Source organism: Bacillus sp. FSL E2-8887 (assembly GCF_038007205.1).
GTDB classification, from domain to species: domain Bacteria; phylum Bacillota; class Bacilli; order Bacillales; family Bacillaceae_G; genus Bacillus_A; species Bacillus_A mycoides.
Genome location: NZ_JBBOWS010000001.1, coordinates 738,165 through 753,017, shown reverse-complemented (window position 1 = coordinate 753,017; position 14,853 = coordinate 738,165). Strand labels below are relative to the sequence as shown.

Annotated in this window: 18 protein-coding genes and 3 pseudogenes; 8 read left to right on the top strand and 13 right to left on the bottom strand. The window is 33.7% G+C overall.

Features of this window, described 5'->3' with window-relative positions:
• Positions 1–161: 161 nt before the first annotated feature.
• From NSQ08_RS03640 to NSQ08_RS03625, 4 genes are all read right to left on the bottom strand, one after another.
• Positions 162–602, bottom strand: coding sequence for a ferritin-like domain-containing protein (locus tag NSQ08_RS03640; RefSeq protein ID WP_002011070.1), 441 nt, complete (start codon positions 600–602; stop codon positions 162–164).
• A 70-nt stretch (positions 603–672) separates the two neighbouring features.
• Positions 673–1,449: an RNA polymerase sigma factor SigB gene (gene sigB, locus NSQ08_RS03635; RefSeq protein WP_002166217.1), complete on the bottom strand. Its 777-nt coding sequence runs from the start codon at positions 1,447–1,449 to the stop codon at positions 673–675.
• The gene (gene rsbW, locus NSQ08_RS03630) at positions 1,412–1,894 is read right to left on the bottom strand and encodes an anti-sigma B factor RsbW (protein ID WP_061674064.1); all 483 of its coding nucleotides are present in this window, start codon (positions 1,892–1,894) and stop codon (positions 1,412–1,414) included. The genes sigB and rsbW overlap by 38 nt, the downstream gene beginning before the upstream one ends.
• Before the next feature lie 6 nt (positions 1,895–1,900).
• On the bottom strand, positions 1,901–2,239 hold the full coding sequence (locus NSQ08_RS03625; RefSeq protein WP_193652909.1) for an STAS domain-containing protein: 339 nt from the start codon (positions 2,237–2,239) through the stop codon (positions 1,901–1,903).
• Positions 2,240–2,436: 197 nt separating this feature from the next.
• Here NSQ08_RS03625 and NSQ08_RS03620 point away from each other — a divergent pair, with 197 nt between their 5' ends.
• Positions 2,437–2,637: a methyltransferase gene (locus NSQ08_RS03620; protein WP_002140674.1), complete on the top strand. Its 201-nt coding sequence runs from the start codon at positions 2,437–2,439 to the stop codon at positions 2,635–2,637.
• 163 nt (positions 2,638–2,800) lie between these two features.
• Here the strand turns inward: NSQ08_RS03620 and NSQ08_RS03615 are convergent, their stop codons facing one another.
• The 3 genes from NSQ08_RS03615 to NSQ08_RS03605 form a co-directional block, all read right to left on the bottom strand.
• Positions 2,801–3,052, bottom strand: coding sequence for a GlsB/YeaQ/YmgE family stress response membrane protein (locus tag NSQ08_RS03615; protein ID WP_000522906.1), 252 nt, complete (start codon positions 3,050–3,052; stop codon positions 2,801–2,803).
• Between the two features lie 74 nt (positions 3,053–3,126).
• On the bottom strand, positions 3,127–3,327 hold the full coding sequence (locus NSQ08_RS03610; protein WP_000004264.1) for a CsbD family protein: 201 nt from the start codon (positions 3,325–3,327) through the stop codon (positions 3,127–3,129).
• A 50-nt stretch (positions 3,328–3,377) separates the two neighbouring features.
• A complete protein-coding gene (locus NSQ08_RS03605) occupies positions 3,378–3,767 on the bottom strand; it encodes a general stress protein (protein ID WP_000448809.1) in 390 nt (129 codons plus the stop codon).
• 273 nt (positions 3,768–4,040) lie between these two features.
• Between NSQ08_RS03605 and NSQ08_RS03600 the strand changes: the two genes are divergently transcribed.
• Both NSQ08_RS03600 and NSQ08_RS03595 read left to right on the top strand, forming a co-directional pair.
• On the top strand, positions 4,041–4,511 hold the full coding sequence (locus NSQ08_RS03600) for a hypothetical protein (RefSeq protein WP_016119747.1): 471 nt from the start codon (positions 4,041–4,043) through the stop codon (positions 4,509–4,511).
• 265 nt (positions 4,512–4,776) lie between these two features.
• The gene (locus NSQ08_RS03595; RefSeq protein ID WP_078176885.1) at positions 4,777–4,884 is read left to right on the top strand and encodes a YjcZ family sporulation protein; all 108 of its coding nucleotides are present in this window, start codon (positions 4,777–4,779) and stop codon (positions 4,882–4,884) included.
• A 444-nt stretch (positions 4,885–5,328) separates the two neighbouring features.
• Here the strand turns inward: NSQ08_RS03595 and NSQ08_RS03590 are convergent, their stop codons facing one another.
• The 5 genes and pseudogenes from NSQ08_RS03590 to NSQ08_RS03570 form a co-directional block, all read right to left on the bottom strand.
• On the bottom strand, positions 5,329–6,273 hold the full coding sequence (locus NSQ08_RS03590; RefSeq protein ID WP_340771610.1) for an acetyl-CoA carboxylase carboxyltransferase subunit alpha: 945 nt from the start codon (positions 6,271–6,273) through the stop codon (positions 5,329–5,331).
• 32 nt (positions 6,274–6,305) lie between these two features.
• Positions 6,306–6,752, bottom strand: coding sequence for a MarR family winged helix-turn-helix transcriptional regulator (locus tag NSQ08_RS03585; RefSeq protein WP_000817662.1), 447 nt, complete (start codon positions 6,750–6,752; stop codon positions 6,306–6,308).
• 698 nt (positions 6,753–7,450) lie between these two features.
• Positions 7,451–8,668, bottom strand: a complete 1,218-nt coding sequence (locus NSQ08_RS03580) for an erythromycin esterase family protein (RefSeq protein WP_340771603.1) — start codon at positions 8,666–8,668, stop codon at positions 7,451–7,453.
• Positions 8,669–8,672: 4 nt separating this feature from the next.
• A pseudogene (locus NSQ08_RS03575) lies at positions 8,673–9,434 on the bottom strand (IS4 family transposase); the annotation flags it as partial.
• Positions 9,435–9,578: 144 nt separating this feature from the next.
• Entirely contained in the window at positions 9,579–9,803 is a 225-nt protein-coding gene (locus NSQ08_RS03570) for a hypothetical protein (RefSeq protein WP_016119742.1), read from the bottom strand.
• A gap of 588 nt (positions 9,804–10,391) precedes the next feature.
• On the opposite strand from NSQ08_RS03570, the gene NSQ08_RS03565 reads away from it, so the two are divergent.
• Positions 10,392–11,324, top strand: coding sequence for an LVIVD repeat-containing protein (locus NSQ08_RS03565; RefSeq protein ID WP_002140670.1), 933 nt, complete (start codon positions 10,392–10,394; stop codon positions 11,322–11,324).
• A 194-nt stretch (positions 11,325–11,518) separates the two neighbouring features.
• Here NSQ08_RS03565 and NSQ08_RS03560 read toward each other — a convergent pair whose 3' ends face one another.
• On the bottom strand, positions 11,519–12,745 hold the full coding sequence (locus NSQ08_RS03560) for a phospholipase D-like domain-containing protein (protein WP_340771596.1): 1,227 nt from the start codon (positions 12,743–12,745) through the stop codon (positions 11,519–11,521).
• A gap of 210 nt (positions 12,746–12,955) precedes the next feature.
• Between NSQ08_RS03560 and NSQ08_RS03555 the strand changes: the two genes are divergently transcribed.
• The 4 genes and pseudogenes from NSQ08_RS03555 (at position 12,956) to NSQ08_RS03540 (ending at position 14,450) form a co-directional block, all read left to right on the top strand.
• The gene (locus tag NSQ08_RS03555) at positions 12,956–13,156 is read left to right on the top strand and encodes a DUF1657 domain-containing protein (RefSeq protein ID WP_000218933.1); all 201 of its coding nucleotides are present in this window, start codon (positions 12,956–12,958) and stop codon (positions 13,154–13,156) included.
• Between the two features lie 114 nt (positions 13,157–13,270).
• A pseudogene (locus tag NSQ08_RS03550) lies at positions 13,271–13,504 on the top strand (DDE-type integrase/transposase/recombinase); the annotation flags it as partial.
• A 92-nt stretch (positions 13,505–13,596) separates the two neighbouring features.
• Positions 13,597–13,806, top strand: coding sequence for a glycine zipper domain-containing protein (locus NSQ08_RS03545; protein WP_000764047.1), 210 nt, complete (start codon positions 13,597–13,599; stop codon positions 13,804–13,806).
• 434 nt (positions 13,807–14,240) lie between these two features.
• Positions 14,241–14,450, top strand: a pseudogene (locus NSQ08_RS03540) (hypothetical protein).
• The last annotated feature ends 403 nt before the right edge of the window (positions 14,451–14,853 follow it).

Sequence of the window (14,853 nt, the reverse complement as noted above, 5' to 3'; positions counted from 1 at the left end):
TGAAACTTTAATCAGTGGGGGTTTTCTTCATCCCCCCACTGATTATTAGTTGAACCAATCGGACTTTTATGGGCAGTTGATCCCCCACCTAAATTCTTTGCTTTCGCTGCATTTTGAGGTGGGGGTCTTACTGCCCATTAAAGTGGGGTAAATTTCCACTTTTAATTTAACACCATTGCTTTGTCATTTAAAAGGCGATCTAATTCTTCCATATGATTTGTTTCATCTGCGATCATATCTTCTAACTTTACAACTAACTCTGTCATATTTAATTTCGCTGCCTGTTCTTTTCTCGTTTCATAACGCTTAATTGTTTCATATTCTGATTGTCTAGCTGCTTCTAACATTTCTCTAACATCTTCTACTTGTTTCACTGGTAAAGGGATCGTAGTAGGTGTACCACCTAGCGTCTTAATTTTCTCCGCTAAATATAGGGCATGTCCTTGTTCATCACTAATTTCAGATTCAAAGAAAGGTTTTAACACTTGTCTATATATACCAGAAACCGTAGCTGCATTATGGTTATACATAATAATTGCCGAGTATTCTCCTGCTAAATCTTCATTCAATCCTTCGATTAGTTCTTTCACATCGTGTGACATTTTAATATCTCCTCCTATACTTAATAACTACCCCTTTTTTCATGTTTTAAACATAATTATTTTTAATTTTTTATGTATCTAAAAACGCGGCTTGCTTCAATTTACTTATCGCTTGTCTTTTAATACGAGAAACGTGCATTTGTGAAATACCTAACCGCTCTCCTGTATCCTTTTGATTTAAATTTTCTCCAAATATATAATGAATAACACTCTTTTCCGTATCATTTAATACGTTAAAAATATCATCTAAAACGAGACGTCTTTCTGTCTGTTCATATCCTTGCTCTACTTCACCTACAGATTCAATTCTCGCTACCGAACTTCCATCAGATGAATTTTCAACTACATCATCTAAGGAAGATACTTGATAATTATTTTTAGCATCCATAATTTCTAGAACTTCCTCTTCGGATAGTCCTAAATGATCTGCAATCTCTATAATCTTCGGTGAACGTTGTAGGTGATCTGTTAGCTCCTCTATCGCAAGTTTAATTTTCCCGCCTAAATCTTTAATTCGCCTTGGAACATGAACGCCCCAAGTTTTATCACGTAAATACTTCTTTATTTCCCCCACTATCGTAGGTATTGCAAACGGTTCAAAAGCATTCCCTATCGAATAATCATACCTTCTTATTGCGCCTAAGAGCCCTAACATCCCTACTTGTATAATATCCTCATGCATCGGCCCACCTTTTGAATAGCGGTATGCAATGGAATATACGAGATTTTTATAGTGATTAACCAACCTTTCCTGCGCTTCATCACATTGGTTTTGTTGGAATTCTGCAATTAGTTTAATAACGTCTTCTTTAGTAAGATTTGTAGGTTGAGATTGGATTTCCATCATTCTCCACCTGCTCTCTTTGTATATATTTTGTCATTAAAACTGTCATGCCCTCATCATGCATAATTTGTATATCATCCATTAACGTATTTATTAAATATAAACCTAAACCATTTTCCGGCAAATGTTCTACTGGTTTATTAATATCATACGGACCAACTTTACTTTTTAAGGTGCTAAAATCAAAGCTAACCCCATTATCCGCAACCATAATTTCTAATCGATTTTCATATAGACCAAAGACAATTGTAATTTCTCCAACGTCTTCTTTATATGCATGTTGTACAATATTTGTACATGCTTCACTAATAGCAATTTTCATATCTTCTATATCGTCATAAGCAAAGCCCATTCGATTCGCAACACCAGCCATTGTTAAGCGAATAATAGCCACATATTCTGCTTTTGCAGGAATTTTCATTTCTATTGTTTCAAATTTCTCCATCATCCCTAGTCACCTTCTTTCTACTTTTTCAAAATCGGAATTCAAATTTAATATTTCTGTTAACCCTGTAATATCAAATAATCTTTTTAGTCTTTTAGATACACCAATAAACTCTAGTTTTCCATCATTTTTCTTAATTGCTTTTAATAGAGCTATAAAAACACCTAACCCTGTACTATCCATATACTCTACCTTAGTAAAATCTACTACTATATAAACCTCTTTCTCGCTTGCAATAGGCATTACCTTATTTTTTAAATCTGATGCCGTATACGCATCAATCTCACCATTAAGTTGTACTGTATAACCTAAATCATTTTGCAAAATATTTATTGCCAAATTCATCATTTCCGCCCCCTTATCTCAAACTACTACTATTTAATTACCCATAAAAATTAGTTTTAAACATATTTTTTCATTTTAATTATAAATAAATTTTCTACACCTTTCTCAGCTTAACACTAAAAAAAATACTACCAAATGTTTAAACCTTATAAATTTGTGTATGTATAATGTATAAACATTATTTTTAGGGGGATCTATCTATGGAAGAGCACAGCTTTAAAAAGGGAGATTTTGTTCAATTTTCTTATCGACACGATCATGCTACAAAATTAATTGGTTCCATTATTAACATACTAACGAATACAATTGTAGTTGATATAGGTAATAGCGAGGACTTATCTCATATAGAACCGAGGCAGGTCGTAAGAATAAATAATTGTAAAAAAGTAACGATAGCTTAATATGTAATCTCAATCAGTGGGGCCATCCTCACTGATTCCTATGTAAAATACATTAAAAAAGCATCCAAATTATTTTAATTGGATGCTTTTTTATGTATTTTTATCAGTTTATTAACTTTATAGCTACATATAATAAACTTAAGATTACTATTCATTATCATACTTACGCTTTCCGTAGCATTCTAGAAAAGAATGTAACGATTAAAATAAAGACGATTGCACCTAATAAAGCTGGAAGAATAAAGATGCCTCCCCATTCAGGGCCCCAGTGACCAAATAAGGCACTACCTACCCAAGATCCGATTAATCCAGCAATAACATTACCAACTATACCTAAAGGAAAGTCTTTTCCTGTAATCATTCCAGCTAACATACCAATAAGTCCACCTACAATACACGTAATAATAAGTCCCACAATTAGACCTCCTATATATTTTTATAATGGATTTATCAAGCTTTGGCGTTTAACCAAAGCTTGATAAACATGTATTATTCTTTGTTATCCAATCCATCACTTATCTTTTGTTTCACTTTTCCGACTTTTTCTTTTACAGTTCCCTTCGTCTTCTCCCACTTCCCTTCATTTTTCAACTCTCTATCTTCTGTAACTTCACCAATTCCTTCTTTTACTTGCCCCTTTTTCTTTTCAACTTTACCAGTAATTTGTTCTTTTAGCCCGCTCTCACTCATATTTCCAATCTCCTTTTCGTAATAGATTTGTAGATTTAAAGAGTATGAATTTAAATAGAATACGTGCATCTTCTTTCTTGTAACCATTCACCGACTCTTTCTAAATCCTTAACGAATAACAAGATTTTCCCTTCATCCAGTTTTTCTTCATAAAAGTTAGCTTCTTCCTCATTAAGTCCTAATTCTTGCATCTTATTTCTTAACTGATCTCCTGTTTTTTGAAAAACATTAATAATACTTGTCCCAAGTCCCTCTTCTTTTATTCCAATTGTATTCACGTCTGCATTGTCTGCGATTCTATCTGTCCTTTCTTTCTCATGTGTTAATACGTAAATATCTTTTTGGTCGATTCCTTTCTTCACTAGATCATTCGCTGCATTCATGACCTCTTTCTCCGTAATAAATTCATATACAAAAGGTTTACTATACTTCGTTTCCATCTTTAACTTCCTCCTCTAAAATGAATTATTTGTTATATTATATGTAATACACCCATTTTCGAAATGTTAAACATAAAATATGAAAAAAATTATGTGAATTTTGATTTTGATAGTGAATGAACCGCATATTTTTCATATATACGCTTCATATTATTCATACGAACATCATTAAAACTAGTAAACATGTCTCCCTATGATTTACAAAATTATCTCCTTACAATAACTACTTAAAATAACAGAAAATTGTTATAATTAAACGTAAGGAGGGATACTATGAAAAAAATCATATCTATATGCGCTCTAACCGCTCTATCTTTCACTTTAATAGGCTGTACAAGCACTTCTACTACAAATAATACTCCAACAACTAAGCAAGAAAATACGAAAAATGCCATTCAATTAAACTCTGCAGACATTACCAACATTGAGATGCTTAGAACAACAAGTAATACTAGTTCCAAATCTCAAACAGATAACGAGGAAATGATACAATCAATCGCTTCAGCAGTCCAAAAAGGAACACCGAAAACAATCACACTAGATCAAAAAAAGAAACAATCTGCGCATTCTACTATAACCGTTACATATAAAGATGACTCAAAAGAAGAGTTTCTTGTGTGGGTTGATAATAAGGAACAAATTACGATTGCTAAAGATGAGAAGAAAGATAAAGTAGAAGCTGTGACGGTGAATATTAAAGGCGCTAAGATAATGAAGGATTTTTTTAAAAATGATAAAACGTAAAAGGATCCCCATCAACTTAAGAATTCAAAATTAGCACAAAATTTTGTTCAGAAACACTATAAAATTCCAGCCTAATAGGTCAGTGGCGAGACCGTATATTATTAAACTTAAAATGTTTCAAATCGAAGAAAGACACCTTATAAGGTGTCTTTTCTTTATTTTCAAAAGGACCTGCTCCATTCATAAATGCATAAAGTAAATTGAATCCGTTAAAACACATGAGTGAACCTTTGTCTTCCCCCTCCTATCTAAAGGAGGAACTGTTATGGGCTTTGGTGGTAGTTGTGGCGGCTGGGGCTTCGCTGGAGGATTTGCTTTATTAGTTGTATTGTTTATTTTATTAATCATCGTTGGAGCTGCTTGCTTCTGCTAAAAAACTATCGGAAAAGATCCCCGTGCTAAACAAAAAATAAAATAAGCTGCCCATATGGACAGCTTATTTACATAATTATCGTTCTCGGAAGTAAAGTTTTAAAAGTAATTTATCCATAGTGATATTAAAATTACTACTAACAGGGGGAGCACCACATTGCCATCAACCTAAGCTTTTGAGATACCCCCCATAACGAAATTTTCACCTTTTTACAGTTATTTATGAGAATTCAGCTCATTTTTTCGTTTTGGGGAACAATCAATTTCTTAAGTTGATGGGTATGTGATAATGCTTCCATTTGAACAAATTTTCCTTTTCCATACCGATCACACACCTTTTGTAGAGTAATAGTATCAGCATATCCCAGTTTAAGAGGTTACTTACAAAATATTTAGAATTTTTTTGCGAGAATCCTCCGAAATGTAATATGGACTTTAAATATTTTCATTTATAATTCTCTATTTGTCTATACTTTTCATACCGCTGTTGTACAAGCTCTTCCGAGGATAATAGTATCAATTTTTTTAGAGATGATTCGATTACAGATTCAATCACTTTTGCCTGTGATTTTATATCATTTTGTGCTCCACCTTTAATTTCAGGAATGATTTCATCAATAATTCCTAAATGTTTTAAATCTTTTGCTGAAATTTTCATATGTTCAGCAGCTTCTGGAGCATACTTAGCGTCCTTCCATAGGATAGATGCTGCTCCTTCTGGCGAAATTACCGAGTACCATGAATACTCTAACATATGGATATGGTTACCGACACTAATGCCAAGAGCTCCACCACTTGATGCCTCTCCAATTACAATACAAACAATTGGCACTTTAAGTGTAGCCATTTCAAATAGATTTCGAGCTATCGCTTCAGAAATTCCACGTTCTTCAGACCCTTTCCCTGGATAGGCGCCTATTGTATCAATAAATGTAATAATAGGGCGATTAAATTTATCAGCTTGTTTCATAAGTCTTAGCGCTTTTCTATAACCTTCTGGATGTGCCATTCCAAAATTTCTTTCTATATTTTCCTTTGTATTTCTACCTCTTTGATGACCAATAACCGTAACGGGCATCCCTTTAAATTTTGCAATACCACCTATCATTGCTTTATCATCACCATATAATCGATCACCATGAAGTTCGAGAAAGTTTGTAAACAATAAAGGTATATAGTCCAATGTCGTGGGCCGGTTACGTAGCCTTGCAATTTGAACTCGTTGAAAAGGTGTAATATTAGAATAAATTTTATCTTGCATTTTATTTAAACGTTTTTCTAATACATGAATTTCTGGCGATAAATCTACATTATTTTCTTTCATAATTTTCTTTAATTCATCAAATTTCTCTTTTAATTCAATAATAGGACGTTCAAAATCCAAACTCATTTTACCCTCCAAATGTTATGATTTACCTCACTCTAATCAAAAGGCTTAGAAATAGAATCAATAAATAATTCAAAACCATCCACAACTATTTTTTGTTCTGATTCTGATAAATTATTGAGAATACTTTGATAAAATGTAATGGATTGCTCTCTTAAGCAATTAACAGTTATGTGACCTTTTTCTGTGAGGTGCAGAAAAAGTTCTCTTCTATTTTTTTCATTTACTTCACGATAAATAAGCCCCTTTTTTACTAACTTATCTACCAATCTACTTACAGTTGAAGTCTCTAATCTAAGTTTATTGGATAGTTGCCAAACAGTTAATTTTTCCACCTCTAGTTCCTCTAACGCCATCATTTGAGAAGTTGGTAAAGGTTTTTCAAATGGTCCATTGGGCAAATTTTGAGATTCAAAAACCCCAGTTATTATAATCATTTTCTTAATATCTGTTCTTAGTTTTAAGGCATCTTCTCTTTTCAAAAAGGTCACCCTCCTACAACTAATGTATCATACATCAATTGTATTATACATGAATATGTTTTTTTCACAAGCTTAACGTAAGCCAATATTACAACATGGACGAGATATTTCTTCTTGTTAAAATGGTATAAGTGGATTGTTTTCTACAAATGGCAGAACATCAATTATGTATCAGGGGCCTTTATGGGGTACCGCTCATCGCAATCAAGCTAAGAAAATAAAACTACCCAAAAAACGAAAATTTTGTGATAACTTGTAACAAAAAACTCATAATTTTTTGGGGGAGTTCTAAATTCTTAAGTTGATGGGCATGTGGCGTTACCCCATGCCCATCAACCTAAGATTTTGAAGTATCCCCAAAACGAAAATTTCCTCTTTTCTAGTTGTCCATAGAAATTTAGTTCGTGTTTTTCGTTTTGGGGAAGAATGTATTTCTTAACTTGATAGCGGTGTGGCGATACCTCATTTAGAATGACTAGTATATGCTGCTAGTCTTTTTTTATTAATTTACAAATTGAAGTAATAAAGAAAAGACACCCTAAGGTGCCTTCCTCCGACTTGAACCACTTTAATTTTAATAATATGTATTGGACTCCCATCCAAATATTATTTTACTATGTTAAGTCATATTGTACATTTATTGTTTCATCTGATTGTTTGTTTTCCATAACAAAGTAATTGTGACCTACTTCAATTATTTATTTCATTTGCGATGGTGTAATATGGTCTAGCCATAGAATACCATCATATTGTTCAATTGGATTCATAATTTCTTCAGATTCCTTCAGACCCCAGTATCTTCCCGCAGTAGGAGAGAACATCCAAGAGGTTTCTGGACGGTTTTTTTCACCTTTTAAATTGACAAATATATGTGGGGATTGTGCAGCACTTAATATTTTTTCAATACTCTGTTCCGTGTGATCAGTTTCTACAGGAACTATTTCATTAATACCGCTATTCCAGCTGCTTCCACTATAAGCGTACACACCGACCATGTACATTTGATCTTTAATACGTTTAGGCATGTAATCAATCATATTCGGTGCTACAAAGTTATATTTTTGTATATCAGTAAAATCGAGTATCATCTTTGAATTTTTTTTTCGAATATGATAGTTATGTCCCCATACGATGATTTTTTTGTTTTTGTATTGAATATCACTTAACCATGCTAAAGTTTGTCCCATTTTCTGATCTCGAATATAAAGTGAGAACTCAGACGCTTTTGGATTCGGTGAGAATATTAAGTTTTTTTCTTTTACTTTAGCATCTTGATGTGTTTTAATCGTATCAATTCGTATACTAATGGCTTTCTCTAACAGATTTACATCATATGTATTAATTGGTGCGACCTCGAGTAATTCAGTTTTATGCTCTTGAATAAATGCTTTGATTTTTTCGTATTTGTCTATTACTGGCTGAATCTCCTTTTTATATTGTTCATACGGATACTGATTATCTTTTGGGGTAAATGTCCGCTCTATATCGACCAATTCTTTATCAGCTAATTCAACATCATTAGCAATTTCAGGACTAATTTTCTCTAACCATTCTTTTGCAAATTGTGGGAAAGATGATTCCCACCAAATTTGAGTATCAAATCCAGTTAAAATCAGTGGAGTCCCTTTTTCTTTTTGCTCTTTTAGATAATGAAACAGTTCCTCAATTTCTTCTGTATGCCATACGGTTTCTAAAGATTGTTTCATGGCTTGAGTAGCAGTTAATCGGTCCAGTTTTTGGTTAACAGCATTTGCTTCTGCAAATCCAGATTCAAATGCCAGTACATCATATCCCATTTCTTCATGCAAATACTTAATGATCCGTACTTTAGATTGGTTTATTTCTTTGGCACCATGTGTACTTTCACCGAGAAGAACAATACGTTTATCCTGTACGGTTTCTTTTAAAAAGGACAAATATCTCCATATCTAACTGTATATACTCTGTACCTTTCTTAATTCTTCCATCTTGAAAATAATCAGGGTTAGGATTTTTTTGATACATACGTGTATTCGACTTGATACGAGAGATATAGTGGGCCTCTTTATCTTGTATATATTGAAGGTCTTTTAAATGAAAATAACCTAAATCTCGGATACATAAATCATTTGCCGTCACAGTTGGGGCACACAGAGAGCCGTAAGTACGATCATGTTGTTTACCTGGACCTGTATGAATATGTAAGAACTGTCCGCTTAACAAATCATACTCAAGTTGAATTTTTATCCCAGCAGTATGGCTACATCCTCCTGCACCTGGATAAACCGATGAAAATACATCCGGGAGTTGAAATGCAGTTGAATCTAAAATACGAATACGCTTGAAAACAGAAGTGTATGGAGAAGAAATCGGCATAGATGCGGCCAATTTTTTGCTTAGTAGTTCGGCTAGTAGCTGTTGTAAGAGTAGGACGGCCGACTTATTAAACCGTTGATTCAGTCCCTCAGGACTGATGAGTACTTCTGTTGATGCTTCTAAACAGCTAGATAACTGAGTTAAAGAAGTCATAGCTACATTTTGGCTCACCCATACACATAAAGCTACTAAATCTTTTGCTTGGTACTTACTGGTTCGTTGTACAAAACCAACATCTCTAGCAAGATCCCGTAAGGCATTTGGAGATAAAAAACTTTGAATCTCTTGAGCAAATAGTTGTAATTCGTCAGACACAGAAACAGACATAAAAAAACGCCATCCTTTCCTATGATTCTACAGAAAGAATAGCGTTTTTTTTCATTTTAAGGAAATTTAGTTTTGTTATCTTTCCTTAACAACAAACAAGACGCCACCCAGATCACGGCAGCGCCTACAATAATTGCTATTGGTTTAATCATTAACAAATATATCTGGCCCCTTCTTCAACGCGTACGAGAAACCCGAAATAAATACAACACTAAATATAATAATAGAAGACCACATATTAAAATGATATTCTTTACCTGCAACTAAATTATATATGTTATGGACCAAGAAATTAGCACCTATAATAATTCCGCCTAACATTGAACTAATTACAATGCTCATTAAATAAAACTTGAACTTCTGGAACATTTCCCTTCTACCCCTTTTCTAAAATAAATTTTATTTAGGCTATACCAGAAAATTGCACCATTTATTTTCCATATATTATCAAAACTATGTTTTAATTAAGGTTATTTTAAGGAAGGCATTATCTATTCAAATGTCCATTTCGGGGTTCCACCAATATGCCCAACAAGCTAATGAAACTAGTTGCCCCAAAACAAAAAATGTATATTTTCACCTGGAGATGCCAATTTTCTCGTTTTGGGGGTACTATAAAATTTTAGGTTGATAGCCATGGGGTACCGCCAGCATTTCGGAAAAAAAACAGGCTAAGAGTATGCAAGATTTTATACAGTTTTTCTGCTAATCCAGTAACCTAAAAACCATGCCAGGATAGGAATGTATAAAAAAATGCATAGATCCATAGAACAAAAAAGGAGATTTACTTATGAGATTAGGGTTCCTCCTTATTCTTGCTACTGATAATAGGACGTTATGTTAACCTCATATGAATAGAATATACATCGTCAATTTTATTAGATAAGCATACAAGCTTAATTATCCGATTTGAATATAAATAATTATATTCAATTTCAAAAAAAGAGGTGAACTGTTTTGAACTCATATTTTTCAAAACAAAAAAAATGCTGTCATAGACTTTTTCCTGCTTTTCCACCTGCTGCCCCTCCTATTATTGTGAAAGCTAAATTTCTTTATGTATCTAGTTCTGACGGCGGTATCGATGATGACACGATAGAAATTTATAATATTATCAATCCTACGGCTCCTATACGTGTAGGAGAGTTTACATCAGTAACTAATTTAGCTCCTGCGGGATTGGCTATTACAGATACTATTCTTTATATCGCGAATTTAGGAGATGGTGTAGAAATTTACAATATCAATAACCCTATAGCCCCTATACGCATAGGAGAATTTGGTACAGCAGATTTAAATGTTCCTGATCAATTAACTATTACAGGTACCACTCTTTATGTCTCAAATGGTGGTAATAACACGGTGGAAATTTATAATATTACCAATCCTACGACCCCTGTTCGTGTAGGAGAGTTCGGCGCTGGAGATTTAAATTTCCCTTCCGGCATGACTACTACAGATTCCACTCTTTATGTCGCAAATACTGGAGATAACACAGTAGAAATTTATAATATTACTAATCCTATGGTTCCTGTGCGTGTCGGGCAATTTAACGCTGGAAATTTAAATGTCCCTGCCGGATTAGCTACTAAAGGTACCACTCTTTATGTCGCAAATGTTGGAGATAACACGATAGAAATTTATAATATTACCAATCCTACAACCCCTGTTCGTGTAGGAGAGTTCGGCGCTGGAGATTTAAATGCTCCTGCTGTATTGGCTATTACAGATACTACTCTTTATGTCGCAAATACTGGAGATAACACAGTAGAAATTTATAATATTACCAATCCTACAGTTCCTATACATGTTCGAGATTTTGGTGCTGGAGATTTAGATTTTCCTAATGGATTAGCAATTTTTACGGTATTCGGATACAACTACCAATAACGGTAATTATGTAAATGAGCTGTCCATATGGACAGCTCATTGTATTTTTGCTTAGCGTGGTTTTTTTGATGCATGTTGATCGTTTTTATCGTTTTGGGGTAACTCGTCCTTGTTAGCTTGATGGATATGGGGTATTTGCATTTCTTATCTTGATGGCAATGTGAAACTATCCCTAATATAAAAATACTTTGTCTTTACAAATAATACTCAAACATTTTTGCAACCTTTTCTTTCATTTTTTCTTTTATAGATAATTGATTGACGTCAGAGGATGTTACCCTCTTTGAATTTTGTAAGTCTGCATTAATCACTGGTTTTATTCTCGAAATATAGATAGGGTCATGAATATAACAGTTCATTTCTTCATTTAAATGAAACGAGCGTGAATCAAAATTCACGGTCCCAACCATCAATACTTTTTCATCAATCAAAAATACTTTACCGTGTAACACCCCATTTTTATAACCATATACTTCCATCCCCTGTTTTAATGCTTTTCGGATATATGGATATGCTGCTTCTTTAACTAATAGTGCATCCGAATGAGGTGAGAATAGAATTTTGACACTGACTCCCCTCTTTCTTGCATCTACTAATGCGTTCCAAATAGTTCTGTCTTTTGGTATAAAATAAGGTGTTAATATAATGATGGATTCTTTTGCTTGTTGAAACAGCATTGCATAATCTTGCCCAAGTTTTTCTCCACTATAATATGCAGTAAATCGTTGCGAGGTTGCTCCCTTTTCCTTTACCGCATTGTGTATCGGAATCGGTTTCTCTGAGTTTTTATTCCAGTCTAATACAAATTGGTGTTCTAAATCTTGAACTCCTTCTCCTCGTATTTGAAGATGATAATCTCTCCAATAACCAAGTTTTTCTTTTTCCCCCAAATACTTCTTTCCAATGTTGAATCCGCCAATGTAACCAACCTTTCCATCAATAACTGAAATACGACGATGATTCCGATGATCCAAAGAAGAAAAAAGATAAGGGAAAACAGGTTTATTGTAATATGTAAAATGAACTCCTTTTTTAACTAATAATTCTCTTTCCTTTTTCTTTAGTAAAATTCCACCTAACCTGTCCACTGCATAGTATACTTCTACACCTTCCTGACTTTTTTTCCGCAATAGCTCTAGAAACTGATGACTTACTTTATCATCAGCAATAGAAAAAAAGTTAATATGCACGTAATGCTTTGCTTTCTCTATATCTGAGAATAATTGATTGTTTAACTGTTTCCCATCTGTATACATAGTAATATCACTTTGACGCATAGGGTATTGACTAGAATTCTGGCTAAATACCCCATTTTTTTCGGCTATTGTTCTGTCAATTTCCCCCCAAACAAACAGAACTAAACATCCACCGATAAATAAAAAGAGGAATACTCGGAAAACTCTTCCTATCTTTTTCAGCATATTTAATCTCCTTTATATATTATCGTTTTATTTCTGTTAGTTTTTGTTATTGGGACAAAACTATTCCATACATCTATTAGCTAAAAAATTCTCCTTTGAATGATTAACTATAAAATTTCTCATTCGCATATCCCTAAAATTGGAAATCGTACTATGATAACAAAATAGGCATTCTATATTTTGAAGTACATTTACAAGGAGGAATACTACATGACAGTAAGTACTAAACTTAAACAAACTATCGCTGGATTAAAGAGTGCTCAAGCATGCCTAGAAGGATTTGTTCTTGATACTGATAACAAGCAAGCAAAACAATTATATAAAGGTGCAGCACAACAAACTCAAGAAATTATTGAATCTTTAAATCCTCGTCTTCAACAAATTGAACATGAAGAGCCTCAGTATAAGTAATAACATAATACCTTTCACATAGAATATCGTCCCCATGGAAGAGTGCCCAGCTTAAATAACGATTATCATAATGCTGATTACGATTAAAGGGTATCGCCATATGCCCATCAACTTAAGAAACGGAATACACAATCTGCGTATGCTTTTATGAAACGACTCGTTCAAACTTTTGGAAAACCAACGGTTCTGACAACAGATAAGGCCCTTTCTTTACTTTGTTCACTCAAAAAATTAAAGGTGAATAACTTTTATAAAAGTACTACTCATTCTACAATCAAACATTTCAATAATTACATAGAACAAGATCATCGCTATGTAAAGCGCCGGTTTGCTAGATCCTCAGGATTCTAACACTTCGCATAAATCTGTCCTTATAGGTCAAAATATGTAAGGTATTGTGCTGGAATGCACTTGCCTATTCTAAATAAGGAGTGAGATGAGTGGCTGATAAAAACGAACGTAACCGTGTTGATAATGATACTGGCGAAGCGGTAGGAACTGGTGTCGGTGCTGTCGCTGGAGCTGCTTTGGGTTCTGTTCTTGGTCCACTTGGTACCGTTGCAGGAGCTGTTGCAGGAGGAGCGATGGGTAACAAAGTCGGCGAAGGTGCCGATGAGGCTAATGACAGTGTTGCGAACCGAGAAGATTAGACTTTAACCAAAGTGACACTGAATGAATTGGATTCCCAAAAAGGGAGTCCTTTTTTTATTAAGTTAATTCAGCTTTTTTAGGTAAATTCCCAGTAAGATTGTGAATCAATTCACTTAAAGTAACGTGTGCGTTAGTTCAACAAGCTATAAGCAGCAATCATAATCATTTTCTTGGTCTTCCGCAATCGGGCGCTATTGCGGAATAAACCTTAGATTATCAATCGACTTTATTGTTATATTTTTGAGTACAGTGAAGTATCTTATATCGGAAATTAAACAACTATATTTTAACCCCGTCCTAAATTTAGAACGGGGTTATGCTTGTTTTAGCTTTTTAAATTTAATAGCACCACCTAAATGGAAGTTTTATCTCGAAACGAAGAGGTAACTCCAATTCTAAAAGAAGGGCCTGAAGTGTTTTGGAGTTTGTAGAGTTGATAGATGCTTTAAAATATGTTTCACCAAGTCGTGATAAACCTTTTAAAGCTTATAAGCATATTACTGAAAATTGGGATGATAACTAGGATAGTGTAAATTCACAGTGGAAAAATATAATTGGAGGATTATCAATTTCTAGTGTCCAAGGTGAAGCATTCAAGGAAGTTACTAGTACCATAGAAGGTTTCTTTAAGGAACAGGAATGACTTAATAGTCATTCCTGTTTGTTTTTTTGCGGTATCAAGTTAAGAAGCACATTCTTCCCCAAAAATCATAAAATGAACTTCGGTGCTATAAAAAAATTCCATTTAGGTGGTACTTTAAAATCTTAGCTTGATGGGCATGGGGTGCCGCCACATCGCTATCAAGCTAAAGATTTATTGCAACCCCTAGAACGAAATTTTTAGGATTTCTTGTAATAAAAAAGGATATTTTATTATTTTGACTGTCTGTATATAACTTTTTCATGATTTATAAAACCATCTTACGAAACCGCCTCCTATTACAGAACTTGCCCTATATATTGGGAAATCAAATTTGGAATGTACCTAACTTAACCCTTTAGTATATAATAGTATTTAGAAAATAAAGGAAAAGATCTGTTTTTAA

What these genes read in the sequence shown, in the direction of transcription:
- NSQ08_RS03640 (WP_002011070.1), bottom strand. Translation starts at nt 602, where the DNA reads ATGTCACACGATGTGAAAGAACTAATCGAAGGATTGAATGAAGATTTA.
- sigB (WP_002166217.1), bottom strand. Translation starts at nt 1,449, where the DNA reads ATGATGGAAATCCAATCTCAACCTACAAATCTTACTAAAGAAGACGTT.
- rsbW (WP_061674064.1), bottom strand. Translation starts at nt 1,894, where the DNA reads ATGATGGAGAAATTTGAAACAATAGAAATGAAAATTCCTGCAAAAGCA.
- NSQ08_RS03625 (WP_193652909.1), bottom strand. Translation starts at nt 2,239, where the DNA reads ATGATGAATTTGGCAATAAATATTTTGCAAAATGATTTAGGTTATACA.
- NSQ08_RS03620 (WP_002140674.1), top strand. Translation starts at nt 2,437, where the DNA reads ATGGAAGAGCACAGCTTTAAAAAGGGAGATTTTGTTCAATTTTCTTAT.
- NSQ08_RS03610 (WP_000004264.1), bottom strand. Translation starts at nt 3,327, where the DNA reads ATGAGTGAGAGCGGGCTAAAAGAACAAATTACTGGTAAAGTTGAAAAG.
- NSQ08_RS03605 (WP_000448809.1), bottom strand. Translation starts at nt 3,767, where the DNA reads ATGGAAACGAAGTATAGTAAACCTTTTGTATATGAATTTATTACGGAG.
- NSQ08_RS03600 (WP_016119747.1), top strand. Translation starts at nt 4,041, where the DNA reads ATGAAAAAAATCATATCTATATGCGCTCTAACCGCTCTATCTTTCACT.
- NSQ08_RS03595 (WP_078176885.1), top strand. Translation starts at nt 4,777, where the DNA reads ATGGGCTTTGGTGGTAGTTGTGGCGGCTGGGGCTTCGCTGGAGGATTT.
- NSQ08_RS03590 (WP_340771610.1), bottom strand. Translation starts at nt 6,273, where the DNA reads ATGAGTTTGGATTTTGAACGTCCTATTATTGAATTAAAAGAGAAATTT.
- NSQ08_RS03570 (WP_016119742.1), bottom strand. Translation starts at nt 9,803, where the DNA reads ATGTTCCAGAAGTTCAAGTTTTATTTAATGAGCATTGTAATTAGTTCA.
- NSQ08_RS03560 (WP_340771596.1), bottom strand. Translation starts at nt 12,745, where the DNA reads ATGCTGAAAAAGATAGGAAGAGTTTTCCGAGTATTCCTCTTTTTATTT.
- NSQ08_RS03555 (WP_000218933.1), top strand. Translation starts at nt 12,956, where the DNA reads ATGACAGTAAGTACTAAACTTAAACAAACTATCGCTGGATTAAAGAGT.